23 protein-coding genes and 3 tRNA genes are annotated in these 20828 nt (G+C 54.6%); 13 read left to right on the top strand and 13 right to left on the bottom strand.

Translation table 11 applies throughout. From position 1 onward, the window contains the following. Positions 1-55: 55 nt before the first annotated feature. The 6 genes from yidC to KBY68_RS06240 all read left to right on the top strand — a co-directional run bounded on the left by yidC (position 56) and on the right by KBY68_RS06240 (position 4957). On the top strand, positions 56-1195 hold the full coding sequence (gene yidC, locus KBY68_RS06265) for a membrane protein insertase YidC (protein WP_255096352.1): 1140 nt from the start codon (positions 56-58) through the stop codon (positions 1193-1195). Further along, positions 1195-1674: a YceD family protein gene (locus KBY68_RS06260; RefSeq protein ID WP_255096350.1), complete on the top strand. Its 480-nt coding sequence runs from the start codon at positions 1195-1197 to the stop codon at positions 1672-1674. Before yidC ends, KBY68_RS06260 begins: the two co-directional genes overlap by 1 nt. Then, positions 1671-3140: a Ycf46 family AAA ATPase gene (locus tag KBY68_RS06255; protein ID WP_255096349.1), complete on the top strand. Its 1470-nt coding sequence runs from the start codon at positions 1671-1673 to the stop codon at positions 3138-3140. Before KBY68_RS06260 ends, KBY68_RS06255 begins: the two co-directional genes overlap by 4 nt. Before the next feature lie 121 nt (positions 3141-3261). Beyond that, complete coding sequence (locus KBY68_RS06250; RefSeq protein WP_255096348.1) at positions 3262-3438, top strand: hypothetical protein; 177 nt, start codon at positions 3262-3264, stop codon at positions 3436-3438. A 28-nt stretch (positions 3439-3466) separates the two neighbouring features. After that, positions 3467-4606 (top strand): aminotransferase class V-fold PLP-dependent enzyme, encoded by a 1140-nt coding sequence (locus KBY68_RS06245; protein ID WP_255096434.1) that lies wholly within the window; start codon positions 3467-3469, stop codon positions 4604-4606. A gap of 33 nt (positions 4607-4639) precedes the next feature. Next, positions 4640-4957, top strand: coding sequence for a hypothetical protein (locus KBY68_RS06240; RefSeq protein WP_106499243.1), 318 nt, complete (start codon positions 4640-4642; stop codon positions 4955-4957). Here the strand turns inward: KBY68_RS06240 and KBY68_RS06235 are convergent. Genes KBY68_RS06235 through yidD form a run of 3 tightly spaced genes read right to left on the bottom strand, consistent with a single transcriptional unit; the run spans position 4954 to position 6954 of the window. After that, positions 4954-6456 carry a UDP-N-acetylmuramoyl-L-alanyl-D-glutamate--2,6-diaminopimelate ligase gene (locus KBY68_RS06235; RefSeq protein ID WP_255096347.1) on the bottom strand — a complete coding sequence of 501 codons (1503 nt, stop codon included), beginning with the start codon at positions 6454-6456 and terminating at the stop codon, positions 4954-4956. The genes KBY68_RS06240 and KBY68_RS06235 overlap by 4 nt on opposite strands. A gap of 28 nt (positions 6457-6484) precedes the next feature. Beyond that, positions 6485-6742 (bottom strand): glutaredoxin family protein, encoded by a 258-nt coding sequence (locus KBY68_RS06230; protein WP_106499245.1) that lies wholly within the window; start codon positions 6740-6742, stop codon positions 6485-6487. Further along, positions 6739-6954 (bottom strand): membrane protein insertion efficiency factor YidD, encoded by a 216-nt coding sequence (gene yidD / locus KBY68_RS06225; RefSeq protein WP_390623240.1) that lies wholly within the window; start codon positions 6952-6954, stop codon positions 6739-6741. The genes KBY68_RS06230 and yidD overlap by 4 nt, the downstream gene beginning before the upstream one ends. Before the next feature lie 104 nt (positions 6955-7058). Here yidD and rpsD point away from each other — a divergent pair, with 104 nt between their 5' ends. Continuing rightward, a complete protein-coding gene (rpsD, locus tag KBY68_RS06220; protein ID WP_106499247.1) occupies positions 7059-7667 on the top strand; it encodes a 30S ribosomal protein S4 in 609 nt (202 codons plus the stop codon). A 129-nt stretch (positions 7668-7796) separates the two neighbouring features. Then, a complete protein-coding gene (locus KBY68_RS06215; protein ID WP_255096346.1) occupies positions 7797-8588 on the top strand; it encodes a response regulator transcription factor in 792 nt (263 codons plus the stop codon). A gap of 113 nt (positions 8589-8701) precedes the next feature. On the opposite strand, the gene trpC is transcribed toward KBY68_RS06215, so the two are convergent. The 5 genes from trpC to KBY68_RS06190 all read right to left on the bottom strand — a co-directional run bounded on the left by trpC (position 8702) and on the right by KBY68_RS06190 (position 12284). Beyond that, the gene (gene trpC, locus KBY68_RS06210) at positions 8702-9589 is read right to left on the bottom strand and encodes an indole-3-glycerol phosphate synthase TrpC (RefSeq protein ID WP_255096345.1); all 888 of its coding nucleotides are present in this window, start codon (positions 9587-9589) and stop codon (positions 8702-8704) included. Between the two features lie 3 nt (positions 9590-9592). Continuing rightward, the gene (gene lpdA / locus KBY68_RS06205) at positions 9593-11050 is read right to left on the bottom strand and encodes a dihydrolipoyl dehydrogenase (RefSeq protein WP_255096344.1); all 1458 of its coding nucleotides are present in this window, start codon (positions 11048-11050) and stop codon (positions 9593-9595) included. Further along, entirely contained in the window at positions 11047-11862 is an 816-nt protein-coding gene (locus tag KBY68_RS06200; protein ID WP_390634982.1) for a TrmH family RNA methyltransferase, read from the bottom strand. The genes lpdA and KBY68_RS06200 overlap by 4 nt, the downstream gene beginning before the upstream one ends. An 18-nt stretch (positions 11863-11880) precedes the next feature. After that, positions 11881-12129 (bottom strand): DUF8653 family protein, encoded by a 249-nt coding sequence (locus KBY68_RS06195; protein WP_106499252.1) that lies wholly within the window; start codon positions 12127-12129, stop codon positions 11881-11883. 71 nt (positions 12130-12200) lie between these two features. Beyond that, positions 12201-12284, bottom strand: a tRNA-Leu gene (locus KBY68_RS06190). A 146-nt stretch (positions 12285-12430) separates the two neighbouring features. On the opposite strand from KBY68_RS06190, the gene murA reads away from it, so the two are divergent. Beyond that, positions 12431-13729, top strand: coding sequence for a UDP-N-acetylglucosamine 1-carboxyvinyltransferase (murA, locus tag KBY68_RS06185; protein WP_255096342.1), 1299 nt, complete (start codon positions 12431-12433; stop codon positions 13727-13729). Here murA and KBY68_RS06180 read toward each other — a convergent pair. Further along, a tRNA-Leu gene (locus tag KBY68_RS06180) sits at positions 13730-13811 on the bottom strand. It lies immediately after the preceding gene. Between KBY68_RS06180 and KBY68_RS06175 the strand changes: the two genes are divergently transcribed. The 3 genes from KBY68_RS06175 (at position 13804) to KBY68_RS06165 (ending at position 16814) form a co-directional block, all read left to right on the top strand. Continuing rightward, a complete protein-coding gene (locus tag KBY68_RS06175) occupies positions 13804-15000 on the top strand; it encodes an aspartate aminotransferase family protein (protein ID WP_106499254.1) in 1197 nt (398 codons plus the stop codon). The genes KBY68_RS06180 and KBY68_RS06175 overlap by 8 nt on opposite strands. Positions 15001-15005: 5 nt before the next feature. After that, positions 15006-16199 carry a bifunctional folylpolyglutamate synthase/dihydrofolate synthase gene (locus KBY68_RS06170; RefSeq protein WP_255096341.1) on the top strand — a complete coding sequence of 398 codons (1194 nt, stop codon included), beginning with the start codon at positions 15006-15008 and terminating at the stop codon, positions 16197-16199. A gap of 78 nt (positions 16200-16277) precedes the next feature. Continuing rightward, positions 16278-16814 (top strand): pentapeptide repeat-containing protein, encoded by a 537-nt coding sequence (locus KBY68_RS06165; RefSeq protein WP_255096340.1) that lies wholly within the window; start codon positions 16278-16280, stop codon positions 16812-16814. A 21-nt stretch (positions 16815-16835) separates the two neighbouring features. Here the strand turns inward: KBY68_RS06165 and KBY68_RS06160 are convergent, their stop codons facing one another. Next, positions 16836-18188 carry an FAD-binding oxidoreductase gene (locus KBY68_RS06160; RefSeq protein WP_255096339.1) on the bottom strand — a complete coding sequence of 451 codons (1353 nt, stop codon included), beginning with the start codon at positions 18186-18188 and terminating at the stop codon, positions 16836-16838. Further along, on the bottom strand, positions 18178-18579 hold the full coding sequence (locus tag KBY68_RS06155; RefSeq protein ID WP_241537006.1) for a DUF4359 domain-containing protein: 402 nt from the start codon (positions 18577-18579) through the stop codon (positions 18178-18180). Before KBY68_RS06155 ends, KBY68_RS06160 begins: the two co-directional genes overlap by 11 nt. A gap of 40 nt (positions 18580-18619) precedes the next feature. Between KBY68_RS06155 and KBY68_RS06150 the strand changes: the two genes are divergently transcribed. Then, positions 18620-18692: transfer RNA gene (locus KBY68_RS06150), tRNA-His, on the top strand. 2 nt (positions 18693-18694) lie between these two features. Here the strand turns inward: KBY68_RS06150 and KBY68_RS06145 are convergent. Both KBY68_RS06145 and KBY68_RS06140 read right to left on the bottom strand, forming a co-directional pair. After that, positions 18695-19750 (bottom strand): N-acetyltransferase DgcN family protein, encoded by a 1056-nt coding sequence (locus tag KBY68_RS06145; RefSeq protein WP_255096338.1) that lies wholly within the window; start codon positions 19748-19750, stop codon positions 18695-18697. Then, positions 19744-20784 (bottom strand): dipeptide epimerase, encoded by a 1041-nt coding sequence (locus tag KBY68_RS06140; RefSeq protein WP_255096337.1) that lies wholly within the window; start codon positions 20782-20784, stop codon positions 19744-19746. The genes KBY68_RS06145 and KBY68_RS06140 overlap by 7 nt, the downstream gene beginning before the upstream one ends. Positions 20785-20828 lie beyond the last annotated feature (44 nt).

Here is a 20828-nt window from a genome sequence, read left to right as displayed (position 1 = left end):
AGCCCGCGCTCGGGCACACTCACACCACATACATTCCCACCGCCCTTAATCGCCTGTGATCGGTTACATCTCCGACAACCTGCTGCTGCCAATCCTTGATTTCTTCTATGGACTAGTGCCCAGCTACGGCCTTGCAATCATTGCCCTCACGGTGGTGATTCGCCTGGCCCTATTCCCTTTGAGTGCTGGTTCGATCCGTAATGCCCGCCGCATGCGCATTGCCCAACCGGTGATGCAAAAGCGCCAGGCTGAAATCCGCGCCAAATTCGCCAGCAATCCCCAAAAGCAGCAGGAGGAACTGGGCAAATTAATGAAGGAATTCGGCAGTCCCCTGGCGGGGTGCCTGCCCCTAGTGGTGCAGATGCCGATTTTGTTTGCCCTGTTTGCCACCCTGCGGGGATCACCCTTTGCCGATGTGCCCTACACCTTCAATGTGAAGGTGGTTCCAGCTGATCAGGTGGCTTCCGTAGAGGCCAAACCATTTGCCAGTGCCAGCCATTCGATTTTCATCACCGAAACAAACCACATTCCCGTGGTAGCTGCCCTGCCGGGTGGTAATCGCCTTGGCGTTGGCGAACAGGCCAAGGTTTTATTGCAAACCAAAGACGGCAGCGAAAGCCTTGAGGCGGTTGAGCAGCGGCTCACACCAACGATCGACATGAGCCCCCAATGGAAGCTCACAAAAGGCGATGGCGTGGTTTCCCTGGCGGCGGATGGCAGCTTGAAAGCGCTCAGCCCCGGTGATGCCACCGTTGAGGTGAAAATCCCCGGTTTAGCTGCCCGCAGCGGTTTCCTCTTTATCAAGGCCCTTGGCCAGGTTGGGATTCGCACCGATGGCCAAGTGAATTGGGATATTGCAGGGCTTGTGGCCGGTTTTGGCATCAGCCTTTTCCTTTCCCAAATCCTTTCCGGCTGGGGGATGCCGGCTAACCCTCAACAGGCCACCGCCAACAAGATCACACCGGTGATGATCACGGGCATGTTTTTGTTTTTCCCCCTGCCCGCTGGGGTGCTGCTTTATATGGTGATCGCCAATATTTTCCAAGCGCTCCAAACCTTTGTGCTTATCCGTGAACCCCTGCCTGAAAATCTTCAGGCAATTCTCGATCAACAGATGTCTCAGCAAACGGTAACGGCAAGTGCCACTGCGATTTCATCGGAGCGCTTGCCATTTGAACCAAAAGGGAAGCGCTAATGAAGCCGATCCCATTAAGGGAACTGCGTTTGCTAGGGGTGGCAAAACGCTGGCAAATCGATTACACCCTTAGCCAGCTCGATAGCCTTGAACCGGTTAAAGGCTGGGTACAAGCGCAATTGAGTGGTTCTGAACTGCAGGTGAGTGGCTCTGGCTCCACCTTGGTGGAACTCTGTTGTGATCGCTGCTTAAAAACTTTTAGTTATCGGCTTAAGGCCCACGCCGAGGAATTAATTGCGGTTGGCTCAAATTTAGATAGCGGCTTGAATGCTGAATTGGATGGTGCCGTGGAAAGCCTTGATCCAGAAGCCAGTTTTGATGGCGATCAATGGTTATTTGAACAGCTAAGCCTGCAATTACCGCTTAAGCGCCTTTGTGATTTCAACTGCAGCGGCATCATGGTTAACCAAATCAACCATGAACCAAAGGCCGTTGACCCCCGCTGGGCGGCTTTAGGGGAGTTAAGCGAAAAACCATGAGCGCCGCCTGGATCGCTCAACTTGATCTATTGATCCGCAGCCGCACGCCAATCCTGTGGATACGCCAGCAGGAGGAGGAACGCCTGGTGCGTTTACTGCAACAGGTGGCCCAAGGTTTAGAGCAACGGCCATTGCTGCGTTGGGATTTTGTTGCTGGTTTGCAGGGTTTACCAAACCACGCTGGTGCCGCCGCCCGCCAACCGCTAGCGGCCCTAGACAGCCTTGATCTATTGCCATCAGGTAACCCAGGCCTGTTGCTGCTGCTTGATTTCCATCGCTTTGTAGACGACAGCGCCATCTGCAGGCGCCTGCGCAACCTGGCGGTGGAGCTATGCCAACAACCGCGCACCTTGGTAATCGCCGCTCCCGATCTGCAATTGCCGCGGGAATTGGAGGTCACCGTAACGGTGTTGGAATTGCCATTGCCGGATGCAACTGAAATTCGTGCCCTCCTTGGCGGCATTGGCATCGCAGCTGGCAGCCCCCTGGAGCCCCAAGCCCTGGAACTACTGGTGCGCAGCTGTAGGGGCCTGCCGGAGCAAAGGATTAGGCAATTGGCGGCTAGGGCTTTAGCCCGCCACGGCCGACTAGATGCCGCCGACCTAAGCGATGTGTTGGAGGAAAAAAGACTCGCCCTAGCCCGCAGCGATCTACTCGAATACTGCCCCGCCGATGCTGATCCCAGTGAAATTGGTGGTTTAGATCAATTAAAACTTTGGCTGGAAAGGCGCCGGCTTGCTTTCACAGCAGAAGCACAGAGCTATGGGCTGCCCAATCCCAGGGGGGTGCTGCTGGTGGGTCCCCAAGGCACTGGTAAGTCGTTAACGGCAAAAGCAATTGCCCACAGTTGGGGAATGCCGCTGCTGCGCCTTGATTTAGGGCGCCTATTTGCCGGCCTGGTGGGAGCCAGTGAAGCCCGCAGCCGCGACATGATCCGCACGGCGGAGGCCATGGCCCCTTGCATCCTTTGGATCGATGAAATCGATAAAGGTTTTAGTTTGGATGGCCGCAGTGATGGCGGCACAAGCCAAAGGGTATTAGCAACGCTGCTCACTTGGATGGCAGAAAAAAGCAGCCCCGTTTTTGTTGTGGCAACTGCAAATGCAATCGATAAATTGCCGCCGGAACTGTTGCGAAAGGGCCGTTTCGATGAGCTGTTTGTTTTAAACCTGCCTGAAGCCGAGGAAAGGCGTCAAATCCTCAACCTGCACCTGCGCAGGCGCCGGCCCCAACACCTGATCCCGCTCGACACGCTCGTGGATCGCTGCGCTGGCTTCTCGGGTGCCGAATTGGAACAGGTGGTTCTTGAGGCAATGTTGGTGGCCTTTAGTGAAGGGCGCGAATTTGGCGAAGCGGATCTGATCGCCGCTGCCGCCGATCTGGTGCCCCTAAGCCGCACTGCTCGAGAACCGCTGGAGCGGCTGCAGCAATGGGCAAGAGAAGGCAGAGCAAGGCCCGCTTGCTAGGGCGCAAATATATAAATTCAGATGTATTTACATTGCGGAGAGTAAAGAAGCAAAGCTTTTGTCAAGTGTTCCCTGGCACTTCTGCCTACGGTCTTTTTATTAACACCACCGGCAGGCTGCGATGAAGCTGAATCTTCCCCCAAACCGCGCTGAACTCACCAATCAATTGGCCGTTGCTGCCCTTGGTGCTGGCGTGATCACCACCTTGGCCGTAGCCCAAGGTCAATCACCGATCACAGCCCTCGGTATCACATTGTTTTCTGCAGTTGCTGCAGTAGCTGTGGGTCAGGTGCTCTGAAGCATTGAGCCTCACCCTGCGGCAGCAAATGCCTGCCCTCACGGGCAAGCATTATTTCAATTACGGCGGCCAAGGCCCATTACCAAATGACTCCTTGGCGGCCATGGTGGCCTGCTGGCAAAAATTGCAGCAACTGGGTCCCTTTGGCCGTGATGTGTGGCCCTGGTTAAACCTTGAACTTTCCGCCTTACGCAAGGCCCTGAGCCAATTATGTGGGGTGCCACCCCAGCGGATAACACTCACTGAAAATGTGAGCAGCGGCTGCGTTTTACCCCTATGGGGCCTGCCCTTTGCAGCTGGTGATCGCCTTCTAATTAGCAACGCAGAACACCCCGGGGTGGTGGCTGCCTGCCGTGAACTTGCTAGGCGCCAGGGTTTGGCCATTGATTTTTTTCCTGTGCAACAGGTGCGCAGCGATAGGGAGCTGCTGGAGGCGCTGAACCAAGGATTGCAAGCCCGCACCCGCTTGGTGGTTTTATCCCATCTGCTCTGGAATACGGGAGTTGTGATGCCCATTTCGGCGGTAGCGCAACAGCTGCAAGCAAAGCAAAACCAGCCTTGGTTGTTGGTTGATGCCGCCCAATCGGTGGGCAGCCTTGAGCTGGGTGATGCGGCGGCCCAAGCTGATATCTACGCGTTTACAGGCCACAAATGGTGTTGCGGGCCTGAAGGTTTAGGGGCAGTGGTGCTTTCAGAGCGGGTTTTAGCAGAAGCAAACCCCACGCTGATCGGTTGGCGCAGCCTGAGCAATGAAAGCGAAGGCAGCAGCAACTGGCATAAAGATGGCAGACGTTTTGAAGTGGCCACAAGCTGTGTTCCCCTCGGGGCTGGCCTGCGGAGATCTCTGCAACTACTAGAAAACTGCGGTGATGCAGGCCAGCGCCATGGCCGCATCTGCGGGCTGAGCAGCAGGCTCTGGCACGGCTTAACCACCATTGAGGGAGTGGAGCCGTTGCTGGAGGCGGGGCCACCCCAAAGCGGCCTGGTGAGCTTTCGAATGCACAACCAAAAGCCAGCGGAGCTGGTGAACTACCTAGCTGATGCCGGCCTGCATTTACGCAGCCTGGACGATCCTGCCTGCCTGAGGGCCTGCACCCATGTCACCAGCACGGAGGCTGAAATCGATCTGTTGCTAGAGCACCTAGCGAACATCAGCAAAGGCGGATGAGGTCCTAAGGTTGCGCCACTTGGGGGAACTCCCATGTTGTACGAGGCGCAGGCCAGTTTTCTGCACCCGCTCTCGGTGGTAGAGCCGAGTGATGATCCAGAGGTGCTCTTATTTAATGCATTTGCCCTTGGCGAGGAGATGGTTGTTGCGGCTTTGAGCCCCGAGCGACCAGATGCCAATTTCCGTGTGGTGCGGATCTTGTTTGAAACCGGATTGCCCACTAGCCACATCCAAGAGATGTTTGCAGAAACCCGCTCTGGTAACAAGCAGGCACTTCTACGGCTGATTGAATACGTGGCGGATGCATTGGTGGATGAAAGTGATGCTCGAGAAATTGAAACTGCTAATTAATTAATAGCTTGCTGAGCAAGAAACCGGGCGGCTTCTTCCCTGTCGCTGAAATGACTTTTTTCAGTGCCGATAATTTGATAATCCTCATGGCCCTTGCCGGCAATTAGCACTAAATCACCAGAGCCACCAAGGGCGATCGCCTTTTGTATTGCTAAGCCACGATCAGGTTCCACAATCATGTTGCTGCCAGCTGGCATGCCCGCCAACACGTCGTTGAGTATTTGCTGGGGATCTTCCGTACGGGGATTATCGGAGGTGAGTACCACTTGATCAGCAAGGCGAGCTGCGATTTCACCCATTAAGGGGCGTTTGCCACGGTCGCGATCACCGCCGCAACCAAATAAACAAATCAAACGGCCTTGCGCAAAAGGTTTACATGCACCTAAAGCATTTGCCAAACCATCTGGTGTGTGGGCGTAATCAACCAAAACAGCAGGCTGGCTGGGGCCATGGGGCACCCGTTCCATCCGGCCAGGTACCCCCTGAAAACTTTGCAAACCCTGGAGCAGTAATTCCAATTCGGCCCCCTGCTGCAGCAACACACCAACCGCCTGCAGCAGGTTCATCAGATTGAAACGGCCCACCAGCGGTGATTGAAAAGCGGCGGTACCTTTAGGGCTATGGATCACACCTGCAACACCAGCTGCGCTGAATTGCAAAGCGTCCATAAATAATTCAGCGGTGGGATCCAGCAAGGAACTACGCCAACATTTGGCGGCTAAATGTGCTGCCAGGCGTTTGCCATGGGGATCATCGCTATTAATTACCGCCATACCTTTTAGGTAAATAGGTTCAAATAGCATTGCCTTGGCTTCGTAATAGGCCTCTAGGGATGGGTGGTAATCAAGATGATCCTGGCTGAGGTTTGTGAACACAGCGCCGCTAAAGTTGCAACCGGCTACGCGCTGCTGATGCAAGGCATGGGAACTCACCTCCATGGCAGCTAGCTGAACACCAGTGGCTAGAGCTGCTGCCAACTGGGCCTGCAACTGATCAGCGAATGGTGTGGTGTGGGTGGCGGTGATATTGCAACCGGGCCAGCGGTTGGCCAAGGTGCCAAACAAGGCAGTGCTCAAACCAGCTTTAGCGGCCAGGTGTTCGATCAAAAAGGTGGTGGTGGTTTTGCCATTGGTGCCAGTTACACCAATCAAATGCAGGTGGCTGCTGGGCTCAGCCCAGAAAGCGGCAGCGATCCTGCCCGCCACCTCAGCCACCGGATCTGCCACCACTAAAACGGGATCACCGGGGGCAGGGGGATCAGCCTGGGCTGCGGCAGGGCCAATAACAGTGGCGGTGGCACCTGATTGCAATGCCGCCCGCCAAAAACTGCCGCCATCAACTTTGGCGCCGGGTAAACCAATAAATAAGGTGCCAGCGCCCACCCGGCGGGAATCGCAAGTTACATCGCAAATCAAGGGGTTAGGTAATAGGGCGGGCACACTGAGGCCGGCATCTCTCAACAGCTGGTGCAACCTGCCTAGGGGGGGGGCCTCAGCCATGGCTAGGGAACAAAAACTTTTAGTGGTTTTAGGCTAATTCTTGGCTTGCTATTTGTTTTTGCAGCCATTGGGCTAAGCGATCCCCCTGCAGCCTGGGGGGCACCCTGGCCAGCAACTCGCCGTTGTGGCTTAAAAGCGGCACTTCCAAACCATATTTGGCTTGAAGATTGGGATTGGAATCCACATCAAGCAGCTCCAACTCAGGCGGATTGGCCAATTCCCGCAGGCGTTCTTCTAGGCCAACGCAAAGGCAACAGCCTTGACGGGTGAATAACAGCAATTTCATTCCGGCACCGGATCAAAACCACCGGCACTGAAGGGATGACAGCGCAAAAAGCGGCGCAAACTGAGCCAACAACCACGCCAGGGGCCATGGCGTTCGATCGCTTCTCGGGCATAGCCACTGCAACTGGGCACAAAACGACAGCGGGGTGGGCCGAGCAGCGGGGAGATCAGCCTTTGATAGAAGCTGATTAATGCCAGGAGCAACCAACTGATGGGGTTCCGGCTTGGGGCTAAGCTATTGGATTGGTTAGCTGTTTCCTTGCACACTTAGGTGAGGCAATGGTTGGTCAATTTCCATCCTGACGGTTTTTTCATTTATGTCTCGTTACCGCGGTGCTCGATTAAGGGTGACGCGGCGCTTGGGGGACCTTCCCGGTCTCACCCGTAAGTCTGCTAAGCGGGCTTATCCACCAGGTCAGCACGGCCAAGCCCGTCGCAAGCGCTCCGAATACGCCATCCGCCTAGAAGAAAAGCAAAAGCTGCGCTTCAACTACGGCATTTCCGAACGGCAGCTCGTTCGCTACGTGAAGAAGGCCCGGGCCCAAGAGGGTTCAACGGGTACCAATCTTCTCAAGCTGCTGGAAGGTCGCCTCGACAATGTTTGTTTCCGCCTTGGCCTTGGGCCCACAATCCCCGGTGCCCGCCAATTGGTGAACCACGGCCACATAACCGTTAATGGACGGGTGGTTGATATTCCCAGTTATCAATGCCGGGCCGGTGATGTGGTGGCAGTGCGTGAAACAAAACCCAGCAAACAGCTGGCAGAAACCAACCTTGCTTTCCCTGGCCTTGCCAATATTCCACCTCATCTGGAATTTGAAAAAACCAAAATGGTGGCCAAGGTAACTGGTAGATGTGAAAGGGAATGGGTAGCCCTTGAAATCAACGAACTACTTGTGGTGGAATTCTATTCACGCAAGGTTTAATTACCAGAGCTCAAACCTGTTCCGCTCCAAATAACCCTGAAAACCCCGCCAAGGCGGGGTTTTTTCATAGCTGCCATTTCGTAAATACCCTAACGTGGGCAGGCTTGCATGAAGTGATGCCCGGCTGTTATGAATCGAAAACAACCCTCCTTAGTTTCTGAAGATAACAACGGGGCAAGGGTTCCATTGGAGGATTTTAAAAAACTATTTATCATTGGCGAAGCCAGGTTTTTGCTTGCCTGCCTCTCAAGGGAATTTGATCCCTCATTCATTCATGTTGGCAAAAGCAATTTGGAGTTTGCCGCAGCATATAAGGCGGTTAAAGCAACTAAAGATTTTCGTGGTGTCGCAAAATCGTCTGCCCAAGCCATTGATTTGCTAGCCGAAGTTAAACCTGGATTTGTTTTTATCCATGAGAGGGGCGAGCAGCTTGAATTTGCAGAATTAGTTCAACACATCACTCATTCATGCCCCACCACAAGATCGTACATTTTAATTGATAGCTTAAATGTGTTAGAAGATTACACAAAAATTGACCCTGATGTAATCGTAGCAGACGCAGACATTTTCTTGCCGAATAATCCTTTAGTGCAAGGTTTAATGGCTATGGTTGCCGGCACCACATACCGTAGCCCTTCGGTTGAAAATTATCTTAATCAAATCTCCCAGCCCATTGATCAATCAGCTTCCAGCCGTGTTGTATTAAGCCTGCGGGAACAGCAGCTTTTGGAGGCCTATGTTTTAGGACTTAGCAATCGCGAAGTGGCCGAACAGCTAAATCTTTCCGTGCGAAGTGTTCAAACCTATAGCGGTCAGCTTCTTACACGCTTGGGAGTGAATAATCGCCAGAAAGCATTAATACAGATTGCCAAAATGGGCATATCAGTAACTACTAGATTTCTCAAAGGCAATCCTAATTAAAAAATAGCAACCCATAAATGCAATCATTGCTTGTTTTCTTTGCGCTTTCTACTAATATATAACTCGGCTGCAACTGGAGAATTTGGCTATCTAAATCACGTAATTAATTAGATCTAACGGCCATGGATCAAAGCTTGCAAAGCATCCGCTATGTGCTCTTCTCGCATCAACGCTTCACCTACCAAAACAGCATCAGCACCAGCAGTTTGAACGCGATCAAGATCATCACGGCTGAATAAACCGGATTCACTCACAAGCAGGCAACCCTTAGCACGGATTTGCGAACCATAAATTGCGGTGAGTTGTTCAGTGGTGGCTAGATCAGTGTGAAAACTAGCCAGATCGCGATTATTAATGCCAATAAGTTGCACCCCATCAAGGGCAAGTGCTCGCTCGAGTTCCTCAGCGTTATGCACCTCAAGCAACACCGCCAGCTGTAGCGTCTTGGCTGCTTTTAGCAAATAAGCCAAATCTTGATCGCTGAGGATTGCTGCAATCAGCAGCACTGCATCAGCACCGGCTGCTCGCGCTTGATAAAGCTGATAGGGGGAAAGAATGAATTCTTTGCATAGCAGCGGCAGGTTCACAACTTCGCGCACCTGCACAAGCACATCAAAACCACCCTGGAAGAATTGTTTATCAGTTAAAACTGAGATGCAGCTGGCACCTGCACTTGCATATTCTTTTGCTATTGCAACCGGATTAAAATTTTCCCGGATTACACCTTTACTGGGGCTGGCCTTTTTAATTTCAGCAATCACTGCGGGCTTAAGGCAGGCTGCTTTTAGAGCCGCCACAAAATCTAAAGGTGCTGGCAATAAAGCAACCTGCTCCTTCAGCTTTGCAAGTGGCATTCGCTCCCTTGCGATAGCAATTTCACGATCTTTTGCCCACACGATCTCCTCAAGAATGTGTTGGGGCTTTTCATCCGGCAGGGGCACACCATATTCAAGATATGAAACCCGCACCTTGGGGCTTGGTGGTTTACGGCGGATCTGCATAACTCAACCTGCCACTGCCATAGCCGCCTGTTTATAGGCAACTTCTACCACTTCACTAAGGGTTGGATGGGTATGGACTTCATTAGCTAATTGCTTCACACTTAAACGCCTGGCTACTGCATTTGCAACCTCCTGAATCAAATCAGCGGCATGGAGACCATAAATATGGGCACCGAGCACTTCACCCGTGCCCTTATTAAATAACAACTTCATGATCCCATCACTTTCTAATTCCGCTAATGCCTTGGAATTAGCCTTGAAATAACTGCGCACCGTACCCAATTCAAAACCAGCCTCCACTGCTAATGCCTTAGCCTCAACTTCACTTAAACCAACGGAACTGATCTCTGGATGGGTGAAGGTAGCAGCTGGAATTGAGCGGTAATCAATCTGGCGTTGATGGCCCAAGATATTATCTACAGCAACAGCCCCCTGGGCTGCAGCCGTGTGGGCAAGCATCATCTTTCCTGTTACATCACCAACGGCCCATAGGTGGGGTACCGGCTCAGCATTCGCCAGCACCCGCATCTGATCATCAACGGGTATGAAACCACGGTTGGTTTCTACACCAACGGCAGCAAGATTTAGATCTTTACTGGTTGGAACGCGGCCGGTGGCCACCAGCACCGCATCAACTTCCAACACCTCAACTAATTCCTTGCTATTGGCATCAATTAATTCAATCCGCACCGGATTGCCGGGGATTACCTTACTTGCAAAAACACCAACCTTTGTTTCAATATCGCGGCCGTCAATTAGTTTGCGGGCTGCTAGTTTTGCAATATCTGGATCAAATGTAGGCATCACTCGATCTAAGGCTTCAATCATCGTTACTTCACAACCAAGCGCTGTATACACATCAGCAAATTCAAGGCCGATATATCCACTGCCGATAATTGCAAGCCAAGGGGGCAAGCTTTCTAATTTGATTGCATCATCACTTGTGAATACCGTTGAGCCATCGGTTGTAATACCCGGGGGCACGAAGGGGTCTGAACCACTGGCAAGCACCACATCTTTTGCCGTGAGCAACCGTTCGATGCCATCCAGTTGGCGCAATGCCACCTGCTGGCTTCCCTGCATCCGCCCTTCACCCCTGAGGATTGATACCCCAGCTCGCTCAAGGGTTTTGGTGAGATTTTCGCGGATATTTGCCACTAATTGATTGGCATGGTTTGCAATGGCCTGGCGATCAAAACTATGGCCGCTTGTTTTGATCCCAAATTGGGCTAGATGGCCAGCATCACTAAGTTCTCGCACCTTGCCACTGGCAGCTAACAGCGCCTTAGAAGGCACACAGCCGCGGTTAACGCAGGTGCCACCCATGTCGCCTTTTTCGATAATTGCCGTGCGCAAGCCATGGTCGGCAGCATGTTTTGCGGCATCAAAGCCGCCATATCCAGCGCCAATCACGATCAAGTCGTAATCGAAATTGTTTTGGGATCCCTTTGCAGCGGTCAAGGGTGTGGCTCAGCTATGGATGATTCTCCCCTGCCATGGCCCGCCATTAGTTTTTGCCTGTTCCGCTCCATCAAAAGCAAGCCTGCCGCCACTGCCACATTTAAAGATTCCACCCGATTGCCATGGGGAATGGTTACCAATTGAACGCCCTCCAAAAGATTGGCAGCTAGGCCTCTGCCCTCATTGCCAAGCAACAACAAACTCGGCAATTGCCAATCCACAGCCCAATAGGGCTTTCCGCCCTGCTGCACCGCCGCTAAAACCTGCAGCCCGGAGTTCAAAGCAAGGGCAAGGCCAGCTTCCAAATTTGGGTAGCGGCGCATTGCTAATTGCAATGAAGCACCAGCAGAGGCGCGTAAAACCTTTGGTTGCCATGGATCGGCGCCAGCGCCCAACCAAACCTGATCAACACCTGCCGCAAGGGCAGTGCGCAAAATCGTTCCCATGTTGCCTGGATCCTGCACCCGATCAAGGCCAAGCAGCAGGGGCCTAGGCGCTAAATCCAGCTCAGCCAGCTCGGTTTCATCCCTGGGCGCAGCTAATAAAGCCACCACCCCATCGGGGCTTTCGGTGCTGGCCATGGCCGCCAACACCTCAGGGCTAACCGGTTGGCAAGGGGCTAATTGCAATAAATCGGGATGGCGCTGGCTCCAGGCTGTGGTGGCACAGATCAGCTGCAGTTTTAATTGCAGCCGCCCACATTCCTGCAGCAGATGGGTGCCCTCTAACAGGATTAGGCCCTGCTCCCTCCTGCCCTTGGCTTGATGCAGAGCCCGCAACTTGGCAACAAGTGGATTGCGCCTACTTGTAATTATTTCAGTGGCCAGGATTTATATCTCCTCAAAACGACGCATATGTAGGTCTGTTTTCAGCTTTAGGCCATCGCTTGAGAGGTCTAGCCCTTTTACAGATGCCACCGAACCACGAATGCCCTCTGCCCGCAGGTTTTCAACAAGCTTTTTGATTACCTCCTCCTCCACCTTGGCTTCATCAAGGCCATCGGGGGTGAGCATTTCTAAAAACCTGCCAACCTTTGAAGCAACCAAATCCGATGCATTGCTGATTTTGAGAACGATCACCGCATCTGAGATATCACACCCATAAAGGATGGCAACAATCCACAGTTCTAGCTAGCAATTAAAGAAAGAAATGCGGATGGGGAGACTTGAACTCCCACGACATTGCTGCCACTAGTACCTGAAACTAGCGCGTCTACCAATTCCGCCACATCCGCTGGCGTTGCCGTAAAACACGGCAGCCCCAAACCATAACCCACAACCAAACCGCCCCAACCATTAACAACCAAGACAGTTCGGTGGCCGGCCGTCTAGACGGTCTCAAACTTGATTGTCATTATGTGGTGCGCAGACGGCAGCCTCCATGACAGCAACCCTCATACCGTCTCAGCAGCTTCTTGTTCCCCAATTAGAGATTCGCGGCGGCAAAAAACTGGAAGGCGAAGTGAGGGTTAGCGGCGCGAAAAACTCGGCCCTCGTTTTAATGGCCGCCAGTTTATTAACCGAAAACAGCTTGCGGCTGCGCAATATGCCAGCCCTTTCTGATATCGGTGGCATGGCCGATATCCTTGCCTCCCTTGGCGTTCAAATCGAGCGCGGCTCCGATTGGGTTGAACTGCAAGCAAATCACCTCAGCCATATTTCGCCGCCCTACGAACTTGTAAACAGCCTTAGGGCCAGCTTTTTTTGCATCGGCCCCCTGCTTGCCCGCCTCGGGGTAGCGCGGGTGCCATTGCCTGGGGGTTGCAAAATCGGCGCCCGCCCGGTGGTGGAGCACGTAAAAGGTTTAAAGGCCCTAGGCGCCCAGGTAACGATTGAACATGGTGTTGTGTCTGCGGTGGTGCCTGGCCGCGGCCACCGCCTAACTGGTGGACGCATCCACCTCGATTGCCCCAGCGTTGGCGCCACCGAAACATTAATGATGGCCGCCGCCTTGGCGGATGGCGAAACGGTGATTGAAAATGCCGCCCAGGAACCAGAGGTAATTGATTTAGCTGGCTTGATCATCGCCATGGGTGGCAGGGTTCGTGGCGCTGGCACACCCACCATCACGATCGTGGGCATGGAGAAACTCCATGGTGCCAACTACATGGTTATTCCAGATCGCATTGAGGCGGGCACCCTCTTGCTTGCTGGTGCGATCACCCGCTCCTGTTTACGGGTAACACCTGTAATTCCAGAGCACTTAGGGGCTGTTATCAGCAAGCTTGAGGAATGTGGTTGCCAACTTAATAACGATGGCATCGGCATAACGATCAAGGCAGATCGCATTAATGCCGTTGATCTGCGCACCCAACCATTTCCAGGGTTCCCCACCGATTTGCAGGCTCCATTTATGAGCTTGCTGGCCACTGCCGAGGGCTCCAGTGTGATCACTGAAGCGATTTTTGAAAACCGCCTCCAACATGTGGGGGATCTGCAAAGGATGGGAGCTGATATCCGCACCCAAGGCAACACCGCCTTTGTGGAAGGTGTGGCTCGGCTTAGCGGCGCCCCTGTTACCGGCAGCGATCTAAGGGCAGCTGCTGCGATGGTGCTCGCTGGTTTAGCTGCAGATGGCACCACATCAGTGCAGGGTTTACAACACCTGGATCGCGGCTACGACAACCTAGAAGGCAAGCTAAACGCAGTAGGTGCCTCGATTAAGCGAACCTACGCTTGATGGGGGCAGTCGGACTCGAACCGACAAAGCCGAAGCCGGCGCATTTTGAGTGCGCTGCGTCTACCAATTCCGCCATGCCCCCAAGCCCTAAATCTACCGCTGTGATGGCCACCTATGGCCGTTACCCCTTAAAAATTGAAAAAGGAAGGGGCGTATGGCTAAAAGCCAGTGATGGCAAGTGGTATTTGGATTGCGTTGCCGGGATCGCCACCTGCAGCCTTGGCCACAGCAATCCGCGCCTGCGCCAAGCCCTAACCAGGCAATTGAGCAAATTGCAGCATGTTTCCAACCTTTATGAAATTCCTGAACAAGAGGAACTAGCAACCTGGTTGCAGGAGCACAGCTGCGCTGATCAGCTTTTTTTCTGCAACTCTGGCGCGGAGGCGAATGAAGCAGCGATCAAATTGGCCCGTAAATACGGCCACAGCAAAAAGCAAATTGAGCGCCCATTAGTGCTGAGTGCAAGGGCCAGTTTCCATGGCCGCACCCTCGCTGCCGTTACCGCCACCGGCCAAGACAAATATCACCGCGGCTTTGAGCCCCTACCCGATGGCTTTGCCTATTTCACCTACAACGACATCGATAGTTTTAAAAGCAGCCTTCAACAGCATTGCGATCGGGCTGTTGCAGTTTTGATTGAACCCCTCCAGGGAGAAGGGGGTGTGGTGCCTGGCAATCCAGCCTTTTTCAAAGAACTGCGGCAGCTATGCAGCCAACATCAACTGCTACTTATCTCTGATGAGGTGCAAGTGGGGATGGGGCGCAGCGGCAGCCTCTGGGGCTATGAACAGCTGGGCATCGAACCGGATGCTTTCACCATTGCCAAGGGTTTAGGGGGTGGTATTCCCATCGGTGCTTTGGCCGTTAAAAACCACTGCGCCGTATTTGAACCGGGCGACCATGCCAGCACCTTTGGTGGCAACCCCTTTGCCTGCAGGGCCGCCTTAACCGTTGCAAAGGAACTGGATCGCCGTCAATTGCTTTTTAATGTGCAGCAACGCGGCGAACAGCTGCGGGATGGCCTCAGCCAAAGGGTGGCTAAGTGGCCCCAGCTATTAAGTGGCGAAAGGGGCTGGGGGTTAATTCAAGGCTTATTGCTGCGGGATGGGGCGATAACCGCAGCAGAACTGGTAAAAGCAGCAATGGCTGAAGGTTTGCTATTGGTGCCCGCCGGTGCCCAAGTGGTGCGTTTTGTGCCGCCTTTAGTGATCAGCCGCCGGGAGTTAAACCAGGCCCTTCATCGCCTTGATCGAGCCCTGGCCAAGCTCTGAAGGATTTGCTGCTACCCGATCCGGTTGATCTTTCCGATCTACTTGAACCCTTTGCCCGCCGGGGCATCCAGCTTGGCCTTGGCCGGCTGCTGGCTGCCCTAGGGGAGGCAGGCCAACCACAGCTCTGCTTCCCTGCCGTGCAGGTGGCCGGCACCAATGGCAAAGGTTCGATTTGCACCATGCTTGGCGCAATGCTGCAGGCGGCAGAAATTCGCACCGCCATCTACCGCTCCCCTCACCTGGTGAGCTGGTGCGAACGCTTGGAAGTGGCTGGTGAATTGATTAGCCCCGGGGAATTAAGGCAAGCCTTACAAAACTGGCAGGGCCTGGCCGCTAAACATCAGCTAACCCCCTTTGAACTGATAACAGGGGCAGCTTTTAGCCACTGCGCCAGCGCAGCAATCAAATTGGCGGTGCTGGAGGTGGGCCTTGGCGGAAGGCTGGATGCCACTACCACCCACAACAACCGTTCCGTGCTGGGCATAGCAAGCATCGGCCTCGACCATTGCGAACACTTGGGCAACAGCCTGGCGGCAATCGCCAGGGAAAAAGCAGGTGTTTTCTCCCCCGGGGCCATTGCCATCAGCGGCCCCCAACCAGAGGCAGTGGCAAGGGTGCTGGAGGAGCAAGCAGCCGCCTGCAACACCCAGCTGCGCTGGGTGGAACCCCTCAGCAGCGAACAACCACTGGCCCTAGCTGGGCACTGGCAGCGCACGAACGCCGCCGTAGCCCTTGGCATGGCAAGGGCACTTAAGGAAAAGGGCTGGTTGATCAGCGATGGCGCCATGGCTAAAGGTTTAAGCACGGCCCGCTGGCCCGGCCGCCTGCAGCAACTGGAGTGGCGCGGCCGCAAAATATTGCTTGATGGTGCCCACAACCCGCCGGCAGCCCTTGCCCTACGCCAGGAGTTATCAGCTCAACCGCGCCGCTGGCTGCTGGGAATTCAACGCCATAAGGAGGGTGCTGCGATTGTGGAAACCCTGTTGGCTAAGGGAGATCAGGCCTGGATCCTTGCCCTACCAAACCACCCCAGCTGGAGTGCCGCCGATTTGATAGCAGCCCTGCCCCATCGAAGTGAACAAATTCAGCAGGCAAACAGCCCCCTGGAGGGCTTAGAGCAATTGCTAAAGCCAGGCGCAACACCTGTTATTGCGGGATCGCTATACCTGATCGCCACCCTGGGGGAATATTTAAAATAAAAACATAAATTAATCCAGCAATTAAATCATGTAAGCTGATTTCTACATCCGAGCAGCACCAGTAGCATGCACTTTAAAATGTTTAATATTAGGCAGAATTTGCTTGTGCTGCGAAATATAATTGCCGTATTTTCGCTGGCATTTGTTTTCTCACTAATCAACTTTTCAAACAGCGCGAATACCGCCCTGGCCGTTTCTAGTTATTTAGAAAAAACCGATTACACCCTCACAAATCAGAGCAACGGCGATTTTGAAAATCAAAAACTTGAAGGCAGCTCTTTTGCCGGAACCCTAGCCCGCGGTGCTAATTTTTCCGGCGCCCAGCTCCAGGGGGCGATCTTCACCCAGGGCTCTTTTGCTGGTGCAAATTTTGAAGGGGCAAACCTTAGCGATGCCCTTATGGATAGGGCTGATTTTAGTGGCTCAAATTTAAAAAATAGTATTTTAACCAATGCAATTGCCAGCGGCAGCAGCTTTGCTAATGCTGAAATTGAAGGGGCCGATTTTAGTGATGCTTTACTTGATCGGGAAGATTTAAAAAATCTATGCCGCAGGGCAAGCGGTAGCAATCCCACAAGCGGGATCACAACCCGCAACAGCTTAAATTGCCCCTAAAATAACATTTTATATCTCTTTCTAAGCCTGGCCAATTGCCTCCATATAGCCCTTTAATTTACCTGGATTAAGCAAGCCTTTTGGATCATTGGCAAATTTTGCTGCCACCTGATCGCCATCAACCACCCCTAGGCCACCCGCTTCCACCGTGATGGCATGGGCATTGAAAACCAAACCACCGGCTGCTGCCATTGCCTGATTGAGGGCAATGAACTGATCTTCTCCCCGCCAAGGGAAAACCGGCAGCCCCACCCAACGCTGCTTACCGCCTTGGCGCACCCGCTCCAGGTGCCAATGGAGCCAACCGGGCCAATGGCCATCGATGGCATCGATAAAGGCCAACTCCGGCTCCGGTAGCAACACAAGCTGATAGGTGAAGCTGGGATCCAAGGCCCGCATCTGCAGGGTGGTGTGGTTCCAGCAGAGCTCCCGCAATAGCAATCCCTTGGGCGGCCATTGGGGCCGTTGCCAAACAAGGCAGCCGCCGGCTTGGGCCGTGAGTTGTTCGATCACTGGGATAGAGCAAGGGCTTGCTAAAAGAAGCAAACGATCACCCCTGGCAGTTGCTAGCTCAGGCAGATCGGGCAGCTGCTGCGCCAGGCGCTGCTCCAGGTAGCAAAGGGCATCTATTTCAAGGGCAGCAACACCTAATTGCGCTGCTAGCGCCAAGGCCTTGGGGCGATCAGGCAATTCCAAAACCAGCTCCTGCCAGTTTTGCCATGGGGCCGTGGGCACAGTGATGGCAGTGAAGATGCCGTTGCTGCCATAGGCATGGTTTAAGGCCTGGGCTTGGGCTGGCCCCAGCTGCAAAAGGCGTGGTTCCGCCTCAACGGTTACCACCTCAAGCCCCAACAAATTGCCTGGATCCCGCAATAACCCCCAGCGCAAACTGCCAACACCGCTGGAGCCACCGGCGATAAAACCACCCAAGGTGGCGGTGCGCCAGGTACTAGGTGCCAAGCGCAGGGCCCAACCTTGGGGTTGCAACCATTGATCCAATTCCAACAACTTGCAGCCCGGTTCTGCCGTTAACAACCCAGTGCTGCTGTTGAAACTACGCACTTGCTCCAGGCCAGAGGTGTCGAGCACCACACCCCCCTGGAGGGGCACGCATTGGCCGTAGTTGCCACTACCGGCTCCCCGAGGTGTGAGGGGAATGCCCAGGCGATAACAAGCAGCAGCCACCTGCAACACCTCATGGGGCTGCTTCACCCGCACAACTAAATCGGCTAAGCAGGGTTGCAACTGGGGCTGTAGCAGGGGCGAGAAGCAAAATTGATCGTGGGAGAGGCGTTCCAATAGGGGGCCCTGCTCCACCAGCTCAAGGCCGCTGCAGGCTTCGATTAATGCGGCCCTATCGGCTTCAAGGAGCATTGCTTTCGGTTGCTTTTAACACCAGGAATTGACCAGCCACCGCAAGGGTTTTCAGTTCATAGCCAGGCAGGGCCAATTGGGGCAGCAGCTGCCCACCAGCCAGCTGGGTTGTGTAAACGCTAAACAGGCCGAAGTTGAGCCGTTGGCTGAACTGATCTGCCAGGGCACCTAGGGGTTCCCGTTGGGCGCGGATCAGTTCAGGGCAGTTCTGCACCACCAAACGCAGCATCAGGGGAAGCTTGCCTGGCGGGCAAAATTCCGCCACTGCTTGCTCTGCAAGTTCCGTGCCAGCAAATTCACGGAAATCCTTAGGGCTTGGGTTGGTGATAACCAACAGGGCACCAATCCCCACAACAAGTAACCCCAAAGGTTTTGCTAGAGCTTCAGCCACTGGGTTGTTTCTGCCTAACTGGTAGATTTTGTACTCCACGGCGGGCGTCGCCAAGTGGTTAAGGCAGCGGCTTGTGGTGCCGCCATACGGGGGTTCGAATCCCCTCGCTCGCCCTTCAACTCAATAGGGCCGCTAACAGCAGTTCCCTATCTCCCCTAACCGGATCGCCGCAGGGCAATCCGGTTAGTTGGTTGGCTTTTTTGATTTCCAGCTCAGCTGCATCGCCCTCAAGGTGGCCGGTATTAAGGGCTATCGCCTTTACCCGTGGTGGCTTTGCCGCCTGGGGTGTTGCCAAGGCAGCTAGGGCTTCACAGGTGGAGATCAATTGGGGCAAGGGTGGCAGGGGAATGTCCGGCAGATTTCGGATTGCCTGCTGGCCAGCTCGATGCACCAGCAAGAGTTCGGTGGGTTGGCTGCCCCGCAAAAGCGGCAAGCTGGCGCTTGAACCCGGATGGCAAAAGGAACCCTGACCCTCCACAAAAACAATCGCAGCGGGGCCGGCCCCCTCCGCTGTTTGCAATAAAGCCGCTTCCACTGCCCCAGCGGCGTAATCGATGCGCACTGCATCTAGGGCAATGCCGGCACCTGAAATCAAAATTCCCCCTTGGCCGGTTGCCACAAACCGAGCATCAAGGCCTTGGCTGCGGGCAGCAGCTGTTAATTCCAAAGCGGTGCTCATCTTGCCCACGCTCATGTCGCTGCCAAGGGCCAACACCCGGCGGCAGGGCAAAGCCGCAGCCCGGGCAGCTGCCACCTGCAGCTGGGCTGGCTCCTGGCGTAGATCCCAAATCCAACAACCCGGCTGCACTAGGGCCGCCAACTCGGGATCAGCAGCGAGCTTGGTGTGTAAACCACTGGCCACGCTTAGGCCAGCTGCCAGGGCTTCCGCCACGCTCTGACGCACTTCAGGCGCTAGGCGGCCGCCGGAGGGTGCAAGCCCCACCACCGCCACCTGGGGCCCGTAAACCATCGCTTCCGCCAGGGAAGCAACGATCGGCACCGAACGGGGAATACCTGTTAGCAATGGCAGATCCGCCCCTGCCTGGCTTGGATCAAGCACCGCCACGATCGGGCCCTGGCGGTAACGCAAAAAGGCCAGCCCGGTTTTACCGGAAAGGTTGGTTAGCCCGCCGTGCTGAAGCAGAACCACCGGCGCAGCAGCGTTCAACATCTCTCCACCCCTAAACCTGGCAGTTGGCTTGGCAGCAGCTCATCCCCCTGGCGCGGAGGTGCAACAAAAGGATCATCACTGAGATTGAGATGGGAATCGAGGTCTGGCCATTCCACCAATGGCAAGAGATGGGCCGCTGCCCCATTCAGCAAGCTGCTATCTGAATAACAGCCAAGCATCAAGCCCACCCCAAGGCGTTGGGCTAGGCGGGCCATCAGCAAAGCCTCGGTTAGCCCGCCGGTTTTAAGCAATTTCAAATTCACCCCCTGCACGTGGGGGGCCAAGCGCAATAAATCAGCTGTGCCCCAGCAGCTTTCATCAGCCACAAGGGCCATGGAGCTGAGCCCCTGCAGGGCAGCAAAATCAGCTTCATCGCCGCTGCGGGCCGCGAGGGGCTGCTCCACCAACACCACCCCCCGCTCGGCCAACCAGGGCAGCATCAATTTGGCTTGCTCCAGGTTCCAACCACCATTGGCATCAACCTGGAGTTCCGCACCAGCCAGGGCCGGCAGCAAAGCCTCCACCAGGGCTTGATCCGTTTCAATGCCAGCGGGGCTACCGAGCTTGAGCTTCAGCCGCGAGGCAGGCAGAAGGCTGCGCCACTGCTCAAGCCGTTGCAGCAGCTGTTCCACTGGTGCAATACCCAGGGTGACGCTGGTGGCTTTACAACTGCCTAAATCCAGGCCCCAGAGCTGCCAGAGGGGATAGCCCAGCTGTTTAGCCCACCAATCATGCAAAGCCAAATCCACGGCGCAACGGGCCGGTGGGCTCAAGGGAGCTAAGAGGGAGCCCCATAGCTGGGGCGGTGGTGGAGCCTGCTCCCCAAGGCAGGGAAGCCATTGCAGCAGTTCATTTTCCAGAGCTGCCGTTTGATAGCAATGGTTGCCGGTGTCAAATCCACCGGTTTCACCGCGGCCCGTGCAACCCCCATGGCTGATCTCCAGCAGCAGATGCTCCACTGTTGCGGTGGTGCCCCTGCTGATGGTGAGAGGCACCCGTTTAGTGAGCGAAAAGCGGCTCAGCTGCCAAGCCATGGAGTTAAAAACAAATACCCGTTTGTTTCACCCTGCCATGGGAA

This window comes from Synechococcus lacustris Maggiore-St4-Slac, from assembly GCF_024345595.1.
Taxonomy (GTDB): domain Bacteria; phylum Cyanobacteriota; class Cyanobacteriia; order PCC-6307; family Cyanobiaceae; genus Synechococcus_D; species Synechococcus_D lacustris.
The sequence above is the reverse complement of the archived record's forward strand: the minus strand, read 5'-3'. Positions and strand labels throughout refer to the sequence as shown.